The organism is Helicobacter magdeburgensis (genome assembly GCF_000765825.2).
Classification (GTDB): Bacteria; Campylobacterota; Campylobacteria; order Campylobacterales; family Helicobacteraceae; genus Helicobacter_C; species Helicobacter_C magdeburgensis.
Map to the genome: position 1 here is coordinate 12,392 of NZ_JRPE02000018.1, position 15,199 is coordinate 27,590.

General features: G+C 39.4%; 18 protein-coding genes. 14 read left to right on the forward strand and 4 right to left on the reverse strand.

The genetic code is table 11. The features are described from left to right. The first annotated feature begins 20 nt into the window (after positions 1–20). The 5 genes from LS74_RS09500 (at position 21) to LS74_RS09520 (ending at position 4,976) form a co-directional block, all read left to right on the forward strand. On the forward strand, positions 21–797 hold the full coding sequence (locus LS74_RS09500; protein WP_034585398.1) for a transporter substrate-binding domain-containing protein: 777 nt from the start codon (positions 21–23) through the stop codon (positions 795–797). A 31-nt stretch (positions 798–828) separates the two neighbouring features. Further along, entirely contained in the window at positions 829–1,587 is a 759-nt protein-coding gene (locus LS74_RS09505; RefSeq protein WP_034585395.1) for an amino acid ABC transporter permease, read from the forward strand. 12 nt (positions 1,588–1,599) lie between these two features. Beyond that, positions 1,600–2,259, forward strand: coding sequence for an amino acid ABC transporter permease (locus tag LS74_RS09510; protein ID WP_034585392.1), 660 nt, complete (start codon positions 1,600–1,602; stop codon positions 2,257–2,259). Between the two features lie 251 nt (positions 2,260–2,510). Then, entirely contained in the window at positions 2,511–4,202 is a 1,692-nt protein-coding gene (locus LS74_RS09515) for a DUF262 domain-containing protein (RefSeq protein ID WP_034585387.1), read from the forward strand. 96 nt (positions 4,203–4,298) lie between these two features. After that, positions 4,299–4,976, forward strand: coding sequence for a DNA-methyltransferase (locus LS74_RS09520; RefSeq protein ID WP_034585385.1), 678 nt, complete (start codon positions 4,299–4,301; stop codon positions 4,974–4,976). An 8-nt stretch (positions 4,977–4,984) separates the two neighbouring features. Here the strand turns inward: LS74_RS09520 and LS74_RS09525 are convergent, their stop codons facing one another. From LS74_RS09525 to LS74_RS09535, 3 genes are read right to left on the reverse strand one after another with little or no spacing between them, the layout of a single operon-like run. Continuing rightward, positions 4,985–5,581, reverse strand: coding sequence for an RDD family protein (locus LS74_RS09525; protein WP_034585383.1), 597 nt, complete (start codon positions 5,579–5,581; stop codon positions 4,985–4,987). After that, a complete protein-coding gene (gene pyrE / locus LS74_RS09530) occupies positions 5,581–6,195 on the reverse strand; it encodes an orotate phosphoribosyltransferase (protein ID WP_034585380.1) in 615 nt (204 codons plus the stop codon). Before pyrE ends, LS74_RS09525 begins: the two co-directional genes overlap by 1 nt. Positions 6,196–6,204: 9 nt before the next feature. After that, positions 6,205–6,885 (reverse strand): hypothetical protein, encoded by a 681-nt coding sequence (locus LS74_RS09535; RefSeq protein WP_034585378.1) that lies wholly within the window; start codon positions 6,883–6,885, stop codon positions 6,205–6,207. Between the two features lie 182 nt (positions 6,886–7,067). Between LS74_RS09535 and LS74_RS09540 the strand changes: the two genes are divergently transcribed. From LS74_RS09540 to LS74_RS09575, 8 genes are read left to right on the forward strand one after another with little or no spacing between them, the layout of a single operon-like run. Further along, positions 7,068–7,571, forward strand: coding sequence for a DUF2147 domain-containing protein (locus LS74_RS09540; RefSeq protein ID WP_034585375.1), 504 nt, complete (start codon positions 7,068–7,070; stop codon positions 7,569–7,571). Between the two features lie 12 nt (positions 7,572–7,583). Then, on the forward strand, positions 7,584–9,662 hold the full coding sequence (locus LS74_RS09545) for an ATP-dependent helicase (protein WP_138129086.1): 2,079 nt from the start codon (positions 7,584–7,586) through the stop codon (positions 9,660–9,662). 49 nt (positions 9,663–9,711) lie between these two features. Then, a complete protein-coding gene (gene flgA, locus LS74_RS09550) occupies positions 9,712–10,647 on the forward strand; it encodes a flagellar basal body P-ring formation chaperone FlgA (protein ID WP_138129088.1) in 936 nt (311 codons plus the stop codon). A 34-nt stretch (positions 10,648–10,681) separates the two neighbouring features. Further along, the gene (locus LS74_RS09555) at positions 10,682–11,266 is read left to right on the forward strand and encodes a UbiX family flavin prenyltransferase (RefSeq protein WP_034589288.1); all 585 of its coding nucleotides are present in this window, start codon (positions 10,682–10,684) and stop codon (positions 11,264–11,266) included. 18 nt (positions 11,267–11,284) lie between these two features. Continuing rightward, positions 11,285–11,797 (forward strand): pantetheine-phosphate adenylyltransferase, encoded by a 513-nt coding sequence (gene coaD, locus LS74_RS09560; RefSeq protein ID WP_034589286.1) that lies wholly within the window; start codon positions 11,285–11,287, stop codon positions 11,795–11,797. 3 nt (positions 11,798–11,800) lie between these two features. After that, positions 11,801–12,406 carry a dTMP kinase gene (gene tmk, locus LS74_RS09565; RefSeq protein ID WP_034589284.1) on the forward strand — a complete coding sequence of 202 codons (606 nt, stop codon included), beginning with the start codon at positions 11,801–11,803 and terminating at the stop codon, positions 12,404–12,406. A 13-nt stretch (positions 12,407–12,419) separates the two neighbouring features. Then, positions 12,420–12,812, forward strand: a complete 393-nt coding sequence (locus tag LS74_RS09570; RefSeq protein ID WP_236096910.1) for a hypothetical protein — start codon at positions 12,420–12,422, stop codon at positions 12,810–12,812. 16 nt (positions 12,813–12,828) lie between these two features. Then, complete coding sequence (locus tag LS74_RS09575) at positions 12,829–13,494, forward strand: phosphoribosyltransferase family protein (protein WP_034589282.1); 666 nt, start codon at positions 12,829–12,831, stop codon at positions 13,492–13,494. A 1-nt stretch (position 13,495) separates the two neighbouring features. Here LS74_RS09575 and LS74_RS09580 read toward each other — a convergent pair whose 3' ends face one another. Continuing rightward, positions 13,496–13,780 (reverse strand): hypothetical protein, encoded by a 285-nt coding sequence (locus LS74_RS09580; protein WP_138129090.1) that lies wholly within the window; start codon positions 13,778–13,780, stop codon positions 13,496–13,498. Positions 13,781–13,963: 183 nt separating this feature from the next. Between LS74_RS09580 and LS74_RS09585 the strand changes: the two genes are divergently transcribed. Then, on the forward strand, positions 13,964–15,199 hold a 1,236-nt coding region (locus tag LS74_RS09585), incomplete at its 3' end, for a cache domain-containing protein (RefSeq protein ID WP_138129092.1).

Sequence of the window (15,199 nt, forward strand, 5' to 3'; positions counted from 1 at the left end):
AACTTAATAAAGGAGTTGTAATGAAACTAGGTTTTAAAGGAATGTTGAAAGTAGCGAGTTTGTTTCTTGTATCAAGCGTCTTTGCCCTACAAGCAAATGCAGGAATGCTAGAAGATATTAAAAAACGCGGTGAAATTGTTGTGGGTGTGAAAAATGATGTGCCACGCTTTGCCTTGCTTGATCAAAAGACAAAGGAGATTCAAGGCTTTGAAGTTGATGTGGCAAAACTTTTGGCTAAAAGCATTTTGGGCGATGAGAAAAAGATTAAACTCGTAGCTGTAAATGCCAAAACTAGGGGACCATTGCTTGATAATGGCAGTATTGATGCGGTGATTGCAACCTTTACAATCACGCCAGAACGCAAACGCACTTATAACTTTTCACAGGCATACTACAAGGACGCTGTGGGCTTACTTGTGCTGAAAGAAAAGGGGTATAAATCTATCGCTGATATGAAAAATACGACTATCGGTGTAGCCCAAGCGGCGACTTCTAAAAAGGCAATTGATGCAGCGGCTAAGAAGCTTGGCGTGAATGTAAAGTTTAACGAGTTTCCAGACTATCCAAGTATCAAAGCAGCCCTTGATGCGAAACGCGTAGATGCCTTTGGTGTGGATAAATCTATCCTTTTGGGTTATGTTGATGATAAGAGTGAGATTCTCCCAGATAGCTTTGAACCGCAAGAATACGGCATTGTAAGCCCTAAGAAAGACAAAGAGTTTGCCACATTTATTGACAAATTTGTGAAGGATAATAAAGCACAAATTGATGAGTTAGCTAAAAAGTGGGGACTATAAAAAAGTGGAGAGTGTAGGCTTGGAGACTGAAATGATAGGAAGTGAGACTTTAGGTGAAAGTCTTTTTGGATTCTTAGAATCTGTTGGTTTGTATGATGAGGAAAATCCTAGCTCAAATCCATTTGCGTTGTGGAAGTTTGCAGATATGCTTTCACACGCCGATGAGTTTTTATCAGGCTTTGGCTATACCTTATCGGTGAGTTGCTTGGCTCTTTTGATTGCACTTATCTTTGGGACAATCGGTGGCGTTATGGCGACAAGCAGATTTAAGATTCTTAAAGCCTACACACGCGTTTATGTTGAGATTTTTCAAAATACACCGCTTGTGATACAGATATTTTTCCTGTATTTTGCTTTGCCTCCGCTTGGGATTCACCTTGATGTATTTAGCGTTGGCGTTTTGGGTGTTGGGGCATATCACGGAGCGTATGTGAGTGAAGTGGTGAGAAGTGGGATTCTCTCTGTCCCAAAAGGGCAGTTTGAAGCTTCCGCTTCGCAAGGATTCACCTATACGCAGCAAATGCGTTATATTATCCTGCCGCAGACGATTAAGATTATTCTCCCACCGCTCACAAATCAAATGGTGAATCTTATCAAAAACACTTCTGTGCTACTCATTGTAGCGGGTGGGGAGATTATGTATGTGGCGGATAGCTATGCTGGGGATACGAGCAATTATGCTCCGGCTTATCTCTTTACCGCATTGCTGTATTTTATCGTGTGCTATCCGTTGGCGTATTTTGCAAAATTTTATGAAGACAGGCTGAAAAATGCCCATCTTAAGCGTTAAGGAGAATCTGGAATGGAAAATGTATTTAACGAGACGAACTTCCATTTTTTGCTTGATGGTTTGTATTTAACGCTTATGGTGGCGGTGGCTACTTGTGTGATTTCTATCATTCTTGGGACATTTCTTGCTATCACGCGTAACTACGGCGGGAGAATCTCACGCACACTAGCGGCTATCTACATAGAGACTTTTAGAAATACCCCTTTGCTTTTATGGATGCTAACAGCGGTGTTTGTTTTGCCAAGCTTTTTTGGGAGGGCTGATCCTGCGGTGTGGGGGACAATAGGCTTTTCGCTTTATACAAGTTCAGTTATGGCGGAGATTATCCGTGGTGGGCTAAACTCCATTCCAAAAGGGCAGTTTGAGGCGGCGTATTCACAGGGATTTAGTCAATTTTTTACATTGTTTTATATCATTTTGCCCCAAACTTTTAGGAAAGTCATTCCCTCACTGCTTTCGCAGATTATTACGACATTTAAGGATACTTCATTCCTTGCCGGGCTACAAATCGCCGAGCTTACCTATCAGTCTAAGATTATTCTAGCGCAGCTTACAAGCTTTGAAGAGATTCTTGTGATGATTGGCGTGGTGGCGAGTATTTACTTTGTCGTGTGCTTTAGCCTATCTGTGCTTGTGCGTTACCTTGATAAAAAAACTGCGTATGTGGGGTAGATTGGTAGAATTTATTGGGCATCTGTCTTTGGCCTAAGCATTTCACAAGCGAAATCTCTTAAGAGAGTTTTTGCAACGGTTATATTGATTTTCTATCTCTGTGTGATTGCTGATAGAAATTGTCTATATTTCACTTTATTGTGCTACTGTTTTGCTCATAATCTTGCTTTACCACCATTTTTCACACCCTTTTTACAAAAAAAAACAATCTGTGCTAGAATCCACTTTCTAACACATATAAAGGAGCAAAAATGGCGCAAATGAAAACCGAAGAAAAAAGCATTGTAGAGTATTTATCTAAGGGCAATTTCATAATCCCTATGTATCAACGCCCTTACACTTGGGGCGAAGATGAATGCACACAACTTTGGCAGGATATTGTGGAGTTTTTCAGCGATAGCGATAAGCAGCAAGATGATAAGTATTTTTTAGGCTCGATTGTTACCTACACAGAAAATGGCAAAAAAGAGCAAAATATCATTGATGGGCAGCAGAGAACAACCACGCTAATGCTCCTGCTAAAAGCATTGCATACCAAAGCCTTTAGGGATAAAAGCGATAAGACAAAAAAACTTGTAGAGTCGATAGAATCCTGTCTATGGGAGACTGATGATAAAAGCGGTGAAGCTGATTATAACGCCATTAGATTGCAGAGTGAAGTAGCCACAGATGATGACATCGCGGTGCTTAATACTATCTTACAAAATGAATATGTAGCCCCAAGTGATCCTAAAGAATTAGAAGCAAAAATTAAGCAAGCAAAAACAGCGTATGAGAAAAACTACTTGTATTTTCTCCTAGAATCTAGCAAGTTTGCAATAGAGTATCCAACGCAGTGGGCAGATTTATGTATAACCTTGCTTAAATCCTGCATTGTGCTACCCATTGAATGCGACAGCCAAGATAATGCCCTAAGGATCTTTAACACACTCAATAATCGTGGTAAGCCGCTTAGTGATGCAGATATTTTTAAGGGCATTATTTATGGGAGCAAAAAGGACAAGCAAAGCAAAAATGATTTTGCCAAAAATTGGAAACAGCTAGAGAGCGATAATAATGGCGATATGAATTTCATCTTTAGAAATTATATGCACATTGTGCGTGCAAGAGAACAGGACAAAACAAGTGAAATAGGACTTAGGCAATTTTTTGCCAATAAGCATAAAGATATTTTGACAAATGATAGCGATAAGGTAATGACTGAAATCAATCAATTGAGTAATTTTTGGTGTGGCTATGATGAAAAATTCTCCCAAAAATCACTGCAGCTCTATGAAGTGCTTGATTATTTTCCTAATGACTATTGGCAATACCTTGACAGTGCGTATTATATGTATTGTGGCGATAGGGGGCTGGACTATTTTGACAAGCACGATGAGTTTTTAGCTAAGGTTATAGCGCACTTTTTAGTGAAATTTATCAATAAACCTAGTATAGCTGAGATTAAGCCCATTGTCTTTAACGCCTATACTGCTTTGTATGAAGCAGGCAAACTTGACTTCCAAACTAACACCAAGGAGATTTTGCAAGATGAAGCCACCTTTAAAGCACAATTTTTTAAAGCAGATAGATTGATCCCATCTCTTTTGCGCTTGAATCTCTATTTGCAATACCCCAATCAAGAGCTAAATATCAAAGCAGAGATAGAGCATATATTCCCCAAAACTACGCAGTGGAGAAGTAGCTACACAGGTTGGGATAAAGATGAAGCAAAGCCATTTATAGAATCTATTGGCAATAAAATGTGGCTTGAGAAAAAGCTAAACATACAGGCAAGTAATGATTACTTTGATAACAAGAAAGAAAGATATGCTACATCAAAATTTTTAGAAGCACAAGAATTAGCTAAATATCCTAAAAGCGATTGGCTAAAAGAGGATATAGAAAAACGCAAAGAAAAGATTTACACCCGTTTAAAAAACTTTTTTAGAGAAAACTTATAGTCTTAAAATCATTTGTGTTGAATCTTGGCATTATCTTAAGTATATCTTTTGCTATAATGGCAAAAATTCTTGTCAAAGGCAATGTAAGGGCAATATGTGAAGATTCAAAAAAATACCAAACTTACTAACACTCAACTTCTTAACACCAAACTCAACATTGACGGCTTAGAGCTTATGGGGAGTTTAGAATCTTGCAGTGTTGATTTGTGTTTTTTTGATCCGCAGTATCGTGGGGTGCTTGATAAAATGCGTTACGGGAATGAAGGAGAGCGACAAAAGGGCAGAAGCACACTTGTGCAGATGAGTGAAGGGCAGATTCAAAGTTTTATATGCGAGATTGATAGAGTGCTAAAGCCTAGCTGTTATTTGATGCTGTGGATTGATAAATTTCATCTATGCGAGGGGGTAAAAGCGTGGATAGAGCAAACAAGTTTGCAGGTAGTAGATCTCATCACTTGGGATAAACTCAAAATGGGTATGGGCTATCGCACAAGGCGACAGAGCGAGTATCTGCTTGTTTTACAAAAAGCACCAGTTAGGGCTAAAAATACTTGGCGATTGCATAATATCCGCGATGTGTGGAGTGAAAAGATTCCAAATGATGAGCTAAAAACTCACCCCCATTCAAAGCCCAAAGGATTGCAAAAGGCTTTAATAGAATCTTGCACAAATAAGGGCGATTTAGTGCTTGATCCAGCAAGTGGGAGCTTTAGCGTGTTTGAGTGTGTAAAGGAGTTGGGGCGAGAGTTTATCGGCACAAATCTTATGCCTTAAGCACACATTTAGACTTTGATAATGTAAGTCCCACAAAGCACATCGTGCAAAAGCCGTCCATCACGGCGGATAAGCCCAAAGAGTAGCCCCACAAGGAAAGTCGTGCCAACAAGCCACAGCACATAACGCACGAGAGATTTAAAAAGGCTAATTTTGACAAAGGGCGGAAGCGTTGTAGCGGTCAATGTCTCATCGGTAGTATTTGAATCTTGTGTGGACTGCTCTTGTATAGTAGCTTTCTTGGAATGAGAATCTCGCCTTTGCATAAGCTTTAAGCCCATATAGCGATAACCGGGCGTTTGCGAAGTGAAAGCCAAAAAAAGTGAAATAATAAGCCCATAGCCTACACCACAAGCAAGAATCGCACTTTGATTATGTGTGAAGTCGTTTTTACCATCTAAAAACACATAGGTTGTGAGATACAAAAGGGGCATATTTATCATAAACATATCTGTGATAAACGCCTTAATCCGCTCACTCGCATACATTAGTTGAAGTTGCTTTTTGAGATGAAAATCTTTGAAGCTTACCCATTGTGAATGCGGTTGAGATTCTATCTGTGGAGTGTGTTTTTGAGACTTTATCTCACGCCAACGCTTTGCCATTAGTTCCCACGGCTACCGGGCTTCACAGCTTTATCTGCTCCATTTTGACAAAGCGGACAAGAGCTAGGCTCATACATATTAAACACAAAATCTTCTAATGCAAAAAGCGGTATATGTTCAGGCAGTCGTGCTTCCTTTTTCCGCTCTAAATTTGAGCCTATGCGTTTGCAGAATCCGCGATTAGCTAATCCTGCAAAGGCGACTATTTTTGCCCCTTGGAACTCCACGCATTGTGCAGATTCCAACGCTGAACCACCTGTTGTGATAATATCTTCACACACAAGCACTTTTTCCCCCTGCTTCACTTCAAAGCCCCGCCTTAGTTGCATTTGCCCTTCTACCCGCTCTGTAAAAATAAATCTCACGCCTAATGCCCTAGCAAGCTCATATCCAGCCAAAATCCCACCAAGAGCCGGAGAGCAGACACAATCCACTTCTATGTGAGATTCTAGAATCTGTTTGGCTAAAGCGTTGGCTAGTTTTTCAGCAACTTTTGGATTTTCAAGCACACGGGCAGATTGCAGATAGTGATCTGAATGATTCCCACTGCTTAAGAGAAAATGCCCCTTTAACAAGGCATTGGCATCAATGTAGCATTGTTTGACATCAAGCATAAAAACTCCTTAAAATTTATATGAATATTTGAGATAATTTACACTCATACCGCGTTCTTTTTCATAATCTAGCAAATCATAGCCTACAAAAAGCTCGTGATGTCTGCCATAGGTGAAAATAGGTCCAAAAGCGATTGTTGGGAAAAACCACTTTTTACGCTCGGCAGTAAGGGTTGGGATAATGGCTGAATCCGTCCTTGAGAAGTTAAACGCTCCTAGTGAGCCAAGCCTAATGCGAAAGCCGATGTAGGAATTTGCGTAGATTCTATATTCTGCTGAAAATCCACCGCGATAAATTTGCATTGCATTTGGCTTACTGCTATCAAACTCTAAGTCGGCAAATCCGCCATAATTTGTGCGGTCAAAGAAGCCAAAAATCCGCAAAGAATGCCTTTTACCAAAGATAAAATCATATCCTGCCTCCACACCTAAAACACTGCTTGTCCCTAGACTTGGGGTAAAAGCAGCCCCAACGCTAACAAGTCCATAGAATCCTTCTCTTGGGTCCTTTGGCTTTTTGATTTTTATCCCTGCGACTTTATAGAGTAGCTCTTGACGCGTTTGTTTGACATCTTCTAGCACTTCTTCGGGGTTTTTATCTTGTGGGAAATCTTGAATAACTTCTTTTTTTGCACCTTGTACTAAACTCCCACAAAATGTGATACAAGCTAGGATTGTGTAGAATCTCATATACTCCCTTTCAGTTGTGCTTACTAAACTTGGGCTTTGCATAAGCAAGTTGATAAAAAGTTGTGTTATTCTAATATATTTTTGTTATACTTGCAAAATCAAACTTGCAAAAACGCGAGTTTATCTAAGCACAAGCGAATTTCGTGCCACTTTTTATCTTATTAAAACTTAAAGGAGAGACAATGCGTATATTTCAGCTAGTTGCTGCTTGTGGAATGTGTGTTGGGCTATTTGGAGCGGATTTAGAGGGTTATTATATGACACATAAGGGTGAGAGTGGGAGACAATCTATCGTGGAGTTTTTTCAAAAAGATGGGAAATATTACTGCTATGGCTTTGCGAATGTTGATGGCTCTGCCCCTAAAAAAGATGTGAATAATGAGAATCCAGCTCTAAGAGAACGCTTTGATAAGGGCAGTGTATTTGTGTATAACCTTGTGCGAGATGGCAAAAGCGATGTGTTTAAAAATGGCAAGGTGTATAACTTTGATGCGGGAAAAGAGTATTATGCAAAAGTTACGCTTAAAGGCGATACACTTGAATTGCGAGGGAGTATTGATAAATCGGGCTTAATGGGTGAAACAAAAATATGGAAAAAGTTAAGTGATAAGGAAGTTGCTCCATATCTTTCACAAAAGCCAGACTTTTCTGTCGTGGAAGCAAGTCTCAAAGATATAAAACAATAACAACAAAATCTTATGGCAGTTTCACCACTTCATCAAGCACTTCAATCTTTGAATCCTAAGCAAAAAGAGGCAGCCACACATATTGATGGGGCTTTGCTGATTCTAGCTGGGGCGGGAAGCGGGAAAACAAAAACGCTCACTACGCGTCTAGCTTATCTTATTAACGAAGTGGGAATCCCACCAAGTGCCACACTTACCCTGACTTTTACAAATAAAGCCGCACAAGAGATGAGAGATAGGGCTTTAAGCCTTTTAAGTAATGCCTATCAAGCCCCGCCACTTCTATGCACTTTTCATAAATTTGGCTTACTTTTTTTGCGTTTTTATATCAAGGTGTTGGGGCGGGAAGCAAACTTTGTCGTGCTAGATTCTGATGATAAAAAGGCGATTTTAAAATCCTTATCAAAAGCCCTGCCTGTGTCGCAGTTTGACTCCTATATCTCAAATATGAAAAATAGTGTTTTGTCTCCACAAGAAGCCGCTACTTACGCTCACAGCCCAGAATATAAACTAATGAATAGAATCTATGCAGAATATGAAGAGTATATACAAAAAAAGAATCTGCTTGATTTTGATGATTTACTCTATCTTACCTATAAGATTCTATCCCAAAGGAGTGATATTGCTAAAGAGATGAGCCAAAGGTATCAATACATTATGGTAGATGAGTATCAAGACACAAATGAGCTGCAATACAAGATTCTAAAATCTCTATGTATAACACATAATAATCTTTGTGTCGTGGGTGATGATGATCAAAGTATTTATGGGTGGCGTGGAGCGGATATTGGCAATATTTTGCGTTTTGCTAAGGAATTTAGCGGGGCAACGACCATAAAGCTAGAAGAGAATTACCGCTCAAGTGAAGAGATTTTGCAAGCGGCTAATGCTTTAATCGCTCATAATACGGAGCGTTTGGGTAAGAATCTAAAAAGTGTTAAAGGCTCTATACAAGCAGTTAGAGTGATAGAAAATGATGATGAAGCACAAGAAGCTGCCTTTTTGGCTAAAGAGATAACAAGGCTGTGTGAGAATGGGGAAAATCCAAGCGATATTGCTATTTTATTCCGTGTGAATGCGTTATCAAGGAGTATTGAAGAGAGCTTTAATCGCTTTAAGATTCCATATAAGCTTATTGGAGCGGTGCGGTTTTATGAACGAGCTGAGATAAAGGACTTGCTTAGTTATTTGCGTTTGATTGTGAATGCAGATGATGATTTTTCATTCCTTAGGATTATTAATCGCCCTAAACGCGGGATTGGTAAGGTTACACAAAGCAAACTAGAGCAGCTCTCTCAAAGCAAAGGGCTTTCCTGCCTTGCGTGTTTGGAGCAATATCCATTAGAATCTAAAGCCCACATTGGAGAAAAGGCATATACCGCACTTGTAAAACTACAAAAAGATTTGTCTAAATGGCGGAATATGGCGGATTTAAGCGAGATGATTGAAGATATGCAGGAGCATCTTGTTTTTGAGTTTAGCCCACTTGATGAAGTAGATAGGGAAGGGAATATCTATGAATTTTATGGTATGTTTAAAGACTATGTCATTCACAATCCCACAAATACTTTAAATGAGTTTTTAAATGACTTAGCCCTTGCTAGTCCTAGTGATGAGGCGGTGGGGGATTGTGTGAGCTGTATGAGTGTGCATTCAGCAAAGGGCTTAGAGTTTAAGCATATTTATGTGATTGGCTTTGAAGAGGGGTTTTTTCCACTGCATAGGGGAGAGAATGATGAGATAGAAGAGGAGCGGAGGCTTGGCTATGTGGCTTTCACTCGTGCGAAAGAGCATTTGAGCTTATGTTATAGCAAAAGTCGGCTCTATCGTGGCAAAAGGGAGTGGCAGCTTAGGCAGTCAAGATTCCTAAAAGAGAGTGGGCTAGTAGAGGGGGTGGAATCTTTGCGAGATTCTGCGGCTTTAGAATCTAGCGATGAAAAAATAGAGATAGGCTCACAGGTAGTGCATAAAATCTTTGGTGTTGGAAGCGTGGAGAGTATGGAGGGCAAGGGAGAGCAGTGTAAGCTTAGGATTAACTTTGGCGGCTTAAGACGCGTGATTCTAAGAAGCTTCGTGGAGAAGCTAAATTGATACAAAAATGGGATATAAAAGCAAGAGTTGGCAAATGGAGCTTAGAAAAATGAAAAAAATATTTAGCTGTTTTATGGTGTTGGTATTTGCTGTGATGGGGGCAATGGCAGATGATATGAAGATTCCAGAATCTGTGCCTAGCTCAAAGCTACATTTACAAAAAAGCTACTCTGTGAGCCAAAATGATATTTACTCCACAGATTTATTTCCGCAAATGGATAGGAAGTTTAAACTCGCCTCTTTTCCGCCTGATAGATTCACATTGAGATTAAAAAGTGTGGATATTAAGCTTATTTTTCAACGCTTTGGCTATGAGATAAGCTCCTTTGAAAGCGATGTTGTGGAGTTTGAATTTATCTCAAGTATGAAAGAAAATGACGCCCTAGAATTTATCCAAAAGATGTATATTCAGCATTACGGCAAGGATTTACAGATTGATAAGATACTCGTTCGTCCTTTGGGGAATTTGCCTAAGGATTATACTTTGATTGATTTTAGCATTCCAAACTTTGCTGTAAAAAAAAACAGCGGAAGTTTCACTATGAGATACCGCACACTAGATGGAGAGCGTATCAAAAAGCTCACATTTATCTATGAGATACAAGCTCGTTTAAGGGTGGCAAAAAGCACACAAAATATCCCCTCTAGTGAGAATCTAAGCTTGCAGAATGTGGAAGAGGATTTTATTAAGTTTGAGCGTGTGGGGGCGGAGTTTGTAAGCATAGAAGAGATACAAAAATACAGCGCAAAAAGCTATATCCGCACACAAATGCCTATCACTAAAGATAAGATTAAACCCAGAATCTTAGTCAAAAAGGGCGATATGGTGCGTGTTTTAGGAGTGCAAGAGGGGGTGAGTATTGAAACTTTGCTTGTAGCAAAGCAAAGTGGGGCGTATAATGAGATTATAAACGCACAAAATCCCGATAGCGGCAAGATTCTGCGGATTAGGATTGTGAGTGAGAATAAGGGCGAGATACTATGAGCTTACATTTGAAAAGACATAAAAGGGGGCAAAAATGAGTATCAAAAAGCTTGTGGTTGCCATAGGTGGAGCAAGTGGAGTGCATTTGGGCGTGAAATTTATAGAATCTATCCCCAAAGATATAGAATTATTTGTTGTCGTCAGTGAGGGAGCAAAGGCTGTGGCATTGAGTGAAATGGGGCAGGAGATTGAATCCGCACTTGATAGGGCAAGGCAAAGCCGAGATTTTAGAATCTATGATGAAGATGAGCTAGATAGCGGGATTTCATCAGGGAGTTTTGGCATAGATGCGATGGCGATAATCCCTACAAGTATGAATCTTTTAGCAAAAGTGGCTCACGGCTTATGTGATGATCTCATCTCGCGTTGTGCAGCGGTAATGTTGAAAGAGAGATGCACATTGCTTTTAGCCCCGCGTGAAATGCCCTTTAGCCCCATTGCATTGGAGCAAATGAGTAGGCTTTCAAACCTTGGCGTGATTATCTCTCCACCAAATGCGGGGTATTATGCTAAGATAAGAGATTTAGAATCTATGGAGTATTTTTTCATCGGCAAATGGCTTGATAGCTTGAAAATTCAAAATAGCTTATATAAGCGTTGGAAAATTGACACAGATTAATGAGTATAAGGAGCATATATGAGAGAGCTTGCCATTTATCCGGGGACTTTTGATCCTATCACAAATGGGCATTTGGATATTATCAAACGCTCCATTGAGATTTTTGATAGAGTGATTGTTGCTGTGGCAGCATCAAATGCTAAAAAACCGATGTTTTGCTTGCAAGAGCGGCTTGAGATACTAAAACTTAGCACAAGTGATTTGCCAAAGGTGCAGGTGGAGAGCTTTGAAAATCTTTTAGCTGACTTTGCTAGAGAGAAGGGGGCTAGGGTGATTATAAGGGGACTTAGGGCGGTGAGTGATTTTGAGTATGAATTGCAAATGGGCTATGCGAATGCGTCATTGAATGATACGCTTGAGACAATTTATTTTATGCCGACTTTACAAAATGCTTTTATCAGCTCATCAGTTGTCCGCTCCATTATTGAACATAATGGGCGATTTTCTCATCTCGTGCCTGAATCTGCTGTGGCTTTTATACTTTCATCGTATCAGCAAAAGATATTAGATTCTAAAGCAAAAAAGGATTAGAAAATGTATGTTGTGATTGAAGGGATTGATACTTGTGGTAAAAGCACCCAGCTAGAACTACTTAAAAAGCATTTTCCACAGGCTATCTTTACAAAAGAACCCGGTGGCAGTGTGATAGGTGAATCTTTGCGAGATTTAATCCTTTTTGCACCCCAAAGGCAGGGCTTTGTGCTTGATGAATATGCGGAGTTTATGCTTTTTCTTGCCGATAGAGCGCAGCATTACAAAGAAGTATTAAAGCCGCATAAAAATGGGCTTGTAATCTCCGATAGAAGCTTAATCTCAAGCATTGCTTACGCAAAACATATAGATATGGATAAAGCCATTATGCTAAATAAGCTTATCCTGCGGGGAATCTTACCGCAACTTGTAGTGATATTAAAGTTAGAAAAGAGTGCGTTACAAGCGAGATTAGAAGCTAAAAAAAATGATAGTATTGAAAGCCGTGGTATAGAATATATGCTTGAGATACAGGGGCGAATGTGCGAGGCGACAAAGATGTTAAATCTGCCCTATGTTGAGCTTAATGCGAGTTTGGATAGGGAAGCGATTTGCCAAGAGATTGTAAGTGAGATTAAAAGAGTGGAATCTAGCCTAAATAATTGCTAAAGGAGCTTTGGCTTTGGAGCTTATATTTATTGTGCTTATGTTTGTTATGCCACTTGGCCTTATTTGCGTAGTGTATGGGGTTTTACACTTTGGATTTGTGGGAGTAATGTATCTTATACATCTGTTTTATAAAAAAACCCAAAATCAGCAAAGAGCCTTAGTAATGCTTAGAATCTTAGCCTTTTTTGCGTGGGTGATTTACCTTACTTTACCACTTTGGGCTAGTTTTATGCTTGGCTTAAAGGCTTATAAATTTGGCGTATATAATCAACTCACGGATAAGGATCCCGGCGTTTATGTCCTAGACATATATGTTTTGTGTTGCATATATGTCTGTGCGATTTTGTTTTTAAGAAGGATTTTAAAAAGATTGCGTTTGAGTAAAAGCGGTATAGAATCTCTATAGATAGGACTTAAAGCAAATGAAATGTCTTGTGTGTGGGCGGTGGCATTGGCGTGTGGATTTTGTGATATGCAAGGCTTGTTTAGATTCTATTCCGCTACGATTATCCACAAGGAAACTCACAGATTCCATATCGGTATATAGCTTTTATGCGTATAGCGATGTGAGTTTGCTTATGCAGAGTAAATATCAGCTCATAGGCTCTCGTGTTTTGAAGCTTTTAACATACAAAGCGGCGGCATATTTTTTCACACATATTGATTTTGATTTTACTCAAAGGGTAGGGCTTGTGGGGTTAGATGACTATCCTTATGGGGCATATTCGCATACAGGCGTGATTGTAAGGGCATTTGAAGCAGAATCTAGGGGGCGATGTCAAGGGGCTTATGGTGCTTTAAAAGCAAAAAATGCCACTAAATACGCAGGGGAAAGCCTTACCTTTCGTCAAAATAACCCAAAAGGATTCTATCTTACAAGAAACATCTCTTATCCGTTTGTGGTGTTGGTAGATGATATTATCACTACGGGAACTAGCTTGAAAGAAGCTATAAGTGTATTTTCAGCTTTTGATGTGGAGAATGAATCTAGGGTAAAATCTAAAGTTGTTTTAGATTCTAAACCTGTTACAAAATCTTTAGAATCTAAAGTCATATTTTGTCTTGCTTTATGCGATGCGAGAGAATAGTTTATTTATTTTCGTTTGGATCTTTGCTGTCGCATTGCGACTGCGGGGGGGGGGGGGGGGCAGAATTTAGTCGTGTTTGAGAAAGCACTTGAGATTCTATAAATTCTAATTCTTTGGTAAGATTTTGCTGTGTGGATAGGATTTCTTTAAACTTAAAGCCAAGCATAACAACCGCATATAACTCCTTTTTATTTTTCCGCCAATTATAAAGCGTTTTTGTGTCTATGTTTAAGATACCTGCAATATCGCGTTGTGTAAGTTTGAGGGAGAAGGGGTTATTTTTCATCTAAGTCTCCTTTTAAGGTAGTGGATTGAAAGATAGAATCCTATGTTTTTCCAGCATAAATTTTAACAAAGGAAATAATACAATTTCTTAATAAGTTAAAAGTATTTTTTCCTTTGTTAATTTTTTAGCCTTTTTTCTAAAAAATTTTGGGCTTAAAAAATGGATTGTAAGGAGAAAGAGGCGATGTTTAACAGGTTAAGCATAGGAAGTAAGATTGTTGTTTCAGTGAGTTTGATTCTGCTCTTGTGTATGGGAATTTTGGGTGTTGTGTTGGTAAGCGTTTCACAAAATATCCAAACTGATGATGCTAATAAGCTTGTGTTAAATGTGGCAAAGCGGACAGGAAATGCCATAGAGGGATATATTAATGAAAGCTTTGTAGCGTTAAGCTATTCACAAGGCAATCTTACGCAATATCTCAATAGTGGGAATCTAATGGAGCATACAAGCAAAAATATTTTAACAGCACTTTTAGATTCTACTCAATGGGTGGATTATGGCTATATCTACCTTAAAGATTCTGCATTAATACCTGATGCGAGAAGTGATCATAGGCTGAATAATGGCGGGGTAATGATACTTGCACACGATGAGAAGCCAAAAGATGTTGGCGGAATAGTGATTTTACCTGCTGATGTGTCATTTTTAGAAGATGATGGTTTGCAAAAAGCACTAAATAGCGGTAAGCCTAGCGTTGGCAACCCAATGAAAGTGCAAATGGGAGATAAACAGACAATACGCTCAACGCTTAACTATCCTATCAAAGATGAGAGGGGGAATATTGTGGGTGTTGTTGGAAGCACACTTCATCTTGATTTGATTGGAGAATCTCTTTTTGCGGAGCGTAGGAGTATTTTTAAAAATGATTATCGCGTGCTTGCAACAAGCGAAGGACTACTTGTGCTTCACCCAAATAGCGAACTGATAGGTAAGAATCTTGCCGATGTAAGCAAGGATAATCCTAGTATGCAAGCTGTAATCAACGCACTAAAATCCCACGAATCTGGTGTGTATGAAGTAACAAATATGCGAGGAGAGGCGAGTATTATGGGGGTGGCTTCGTTTGAAGTGGGGCGAGGTAGCACCGGGCAGTGGTGGGGGAGCGTTACTATTGCACCTAAATCATCAGTATATGAGTCTGTGGGACATATGAGAAATGTAAATATTATGGGGGTTTTGGCTTGTGTGTTTGTGGTTGCGTTGTTTGTGTTTGTGTATGTGCGAATGACAATAGCAGCTCGTATCCACCACATCTCCCACACTCTCTTTGAATTTTTTAAATACCTTAATCATCAAAGAAAAGATGCTCCTAATCCTTTAAAGATTGTGGCTCAAGATGAATTAGGTGAAATGGGTAATGCTATTAATGATAATATTCAAAAAACAAAATTAGGCTTAGAGCAAGATTCTAAAGCAGTA

Bases quoted from the DNA above. Each gene is read 5' to 3' on its own strand.
- LS74_RS09555 (WP_034589288.1), top strand. From the start codon at position 10,682: ATGAGTATCAAAAAGCTTGTGGTTGCCATAGGTGGAGCAAGTGGAGTG.
- LS74_RS09510 (WP_034585392.1), top strand. From the start codon at position 1,600: ATGGAAAATGTATTTAACGAGACGAACTTCCATTTTTTGCTTGATGGT.
- tmk (WP_034589284.1), top strand. From the start codon at position 11,801: ATGTATGTTGTGATTGAAGGGATTGATACTTGTGGTAAAAGCACCCAG.
- LS74_RS09580 (WP_138129090.1), bottom strand. From the start codon at position 13,780: ATGAAAAATAACCCCTTCTCCCTCAAACTTACACAACGCGATATTGCA.
- LS74_RS09575 (WP_034589282.1), top strand. From the start codon at position 12,829: ATGAAATGTCTTGTGTGTGGGCGGTGGCATTGGCGTGTGGATTTTGTG.
- LS74_RS09500 (WP_034585398.1), top strand. From the start codon at position 21: ATGAAACTAGGTTTTAAAGGAATGTTGAAAGTAGCGAGTTTGTTTCTT.
- LS74_RS09525 (WP_034585383.1), bottom strand. From the start codon at position 5,581: ATGGCAAAGCGTTGGCGTGAGATAAAGTCTCAAAAACACACTCCACAG.
- LS74_RS09535 (WP_034585378.1), bottom strand. From the start codon at position 6,885: ATGAGATTCTACACAATCCTAGCTTGTATCACATTTTGTGGGAGTTTA.
- LS74_RS09515 (WP_034585387.1), top strand. From the start codon at position 2,511: ATGGCGCAAATGAAAACCGAAGAAAAAAGCATTGTAGAGTATTTATCT.
- LS74_RS09545 (WP_138129086.1), top strand. From the start codon at position 7,584: ATGGCAGTTTCACCACTTCATCAAGCACTTCAATCTTTGAATCCTAAG.
- LS74_RS09540 (WP_034585375.1), top strand. From the start codon at position 7,068: ATGCGTATATTTCAGCTAGTTGCTGCTTGTGGAATGTGTGTTGGGCTA.
- coaD (WP_034589286.1), top strand. From the start codon at position 11,285: ATGAGAGAGCTTGCCATTTATCCGGGGACTTTTGATCCTATCACAAAT.
- flgA (WP_138129088.1), top strand. From the start codon at position 9,712: ATGAAAAAAATATTTAGCTGTTTTATGGTGTTGGTATTTGCTGTGATG.
- pyrE (WP_034585380.1), bottom strand. From the start codon at position 6,195: ATGCTTGATGTCAAACAATGCTACATTGATGCCAATGCCTTGTTAAAG.
- LS74_RS09505 (WP_034585395.1), top strand. From the start codon at position 829: ATGATAGGAAGTGAGACTTTAGGTGAAAGTCTTTTTGGATTCTTAGAA.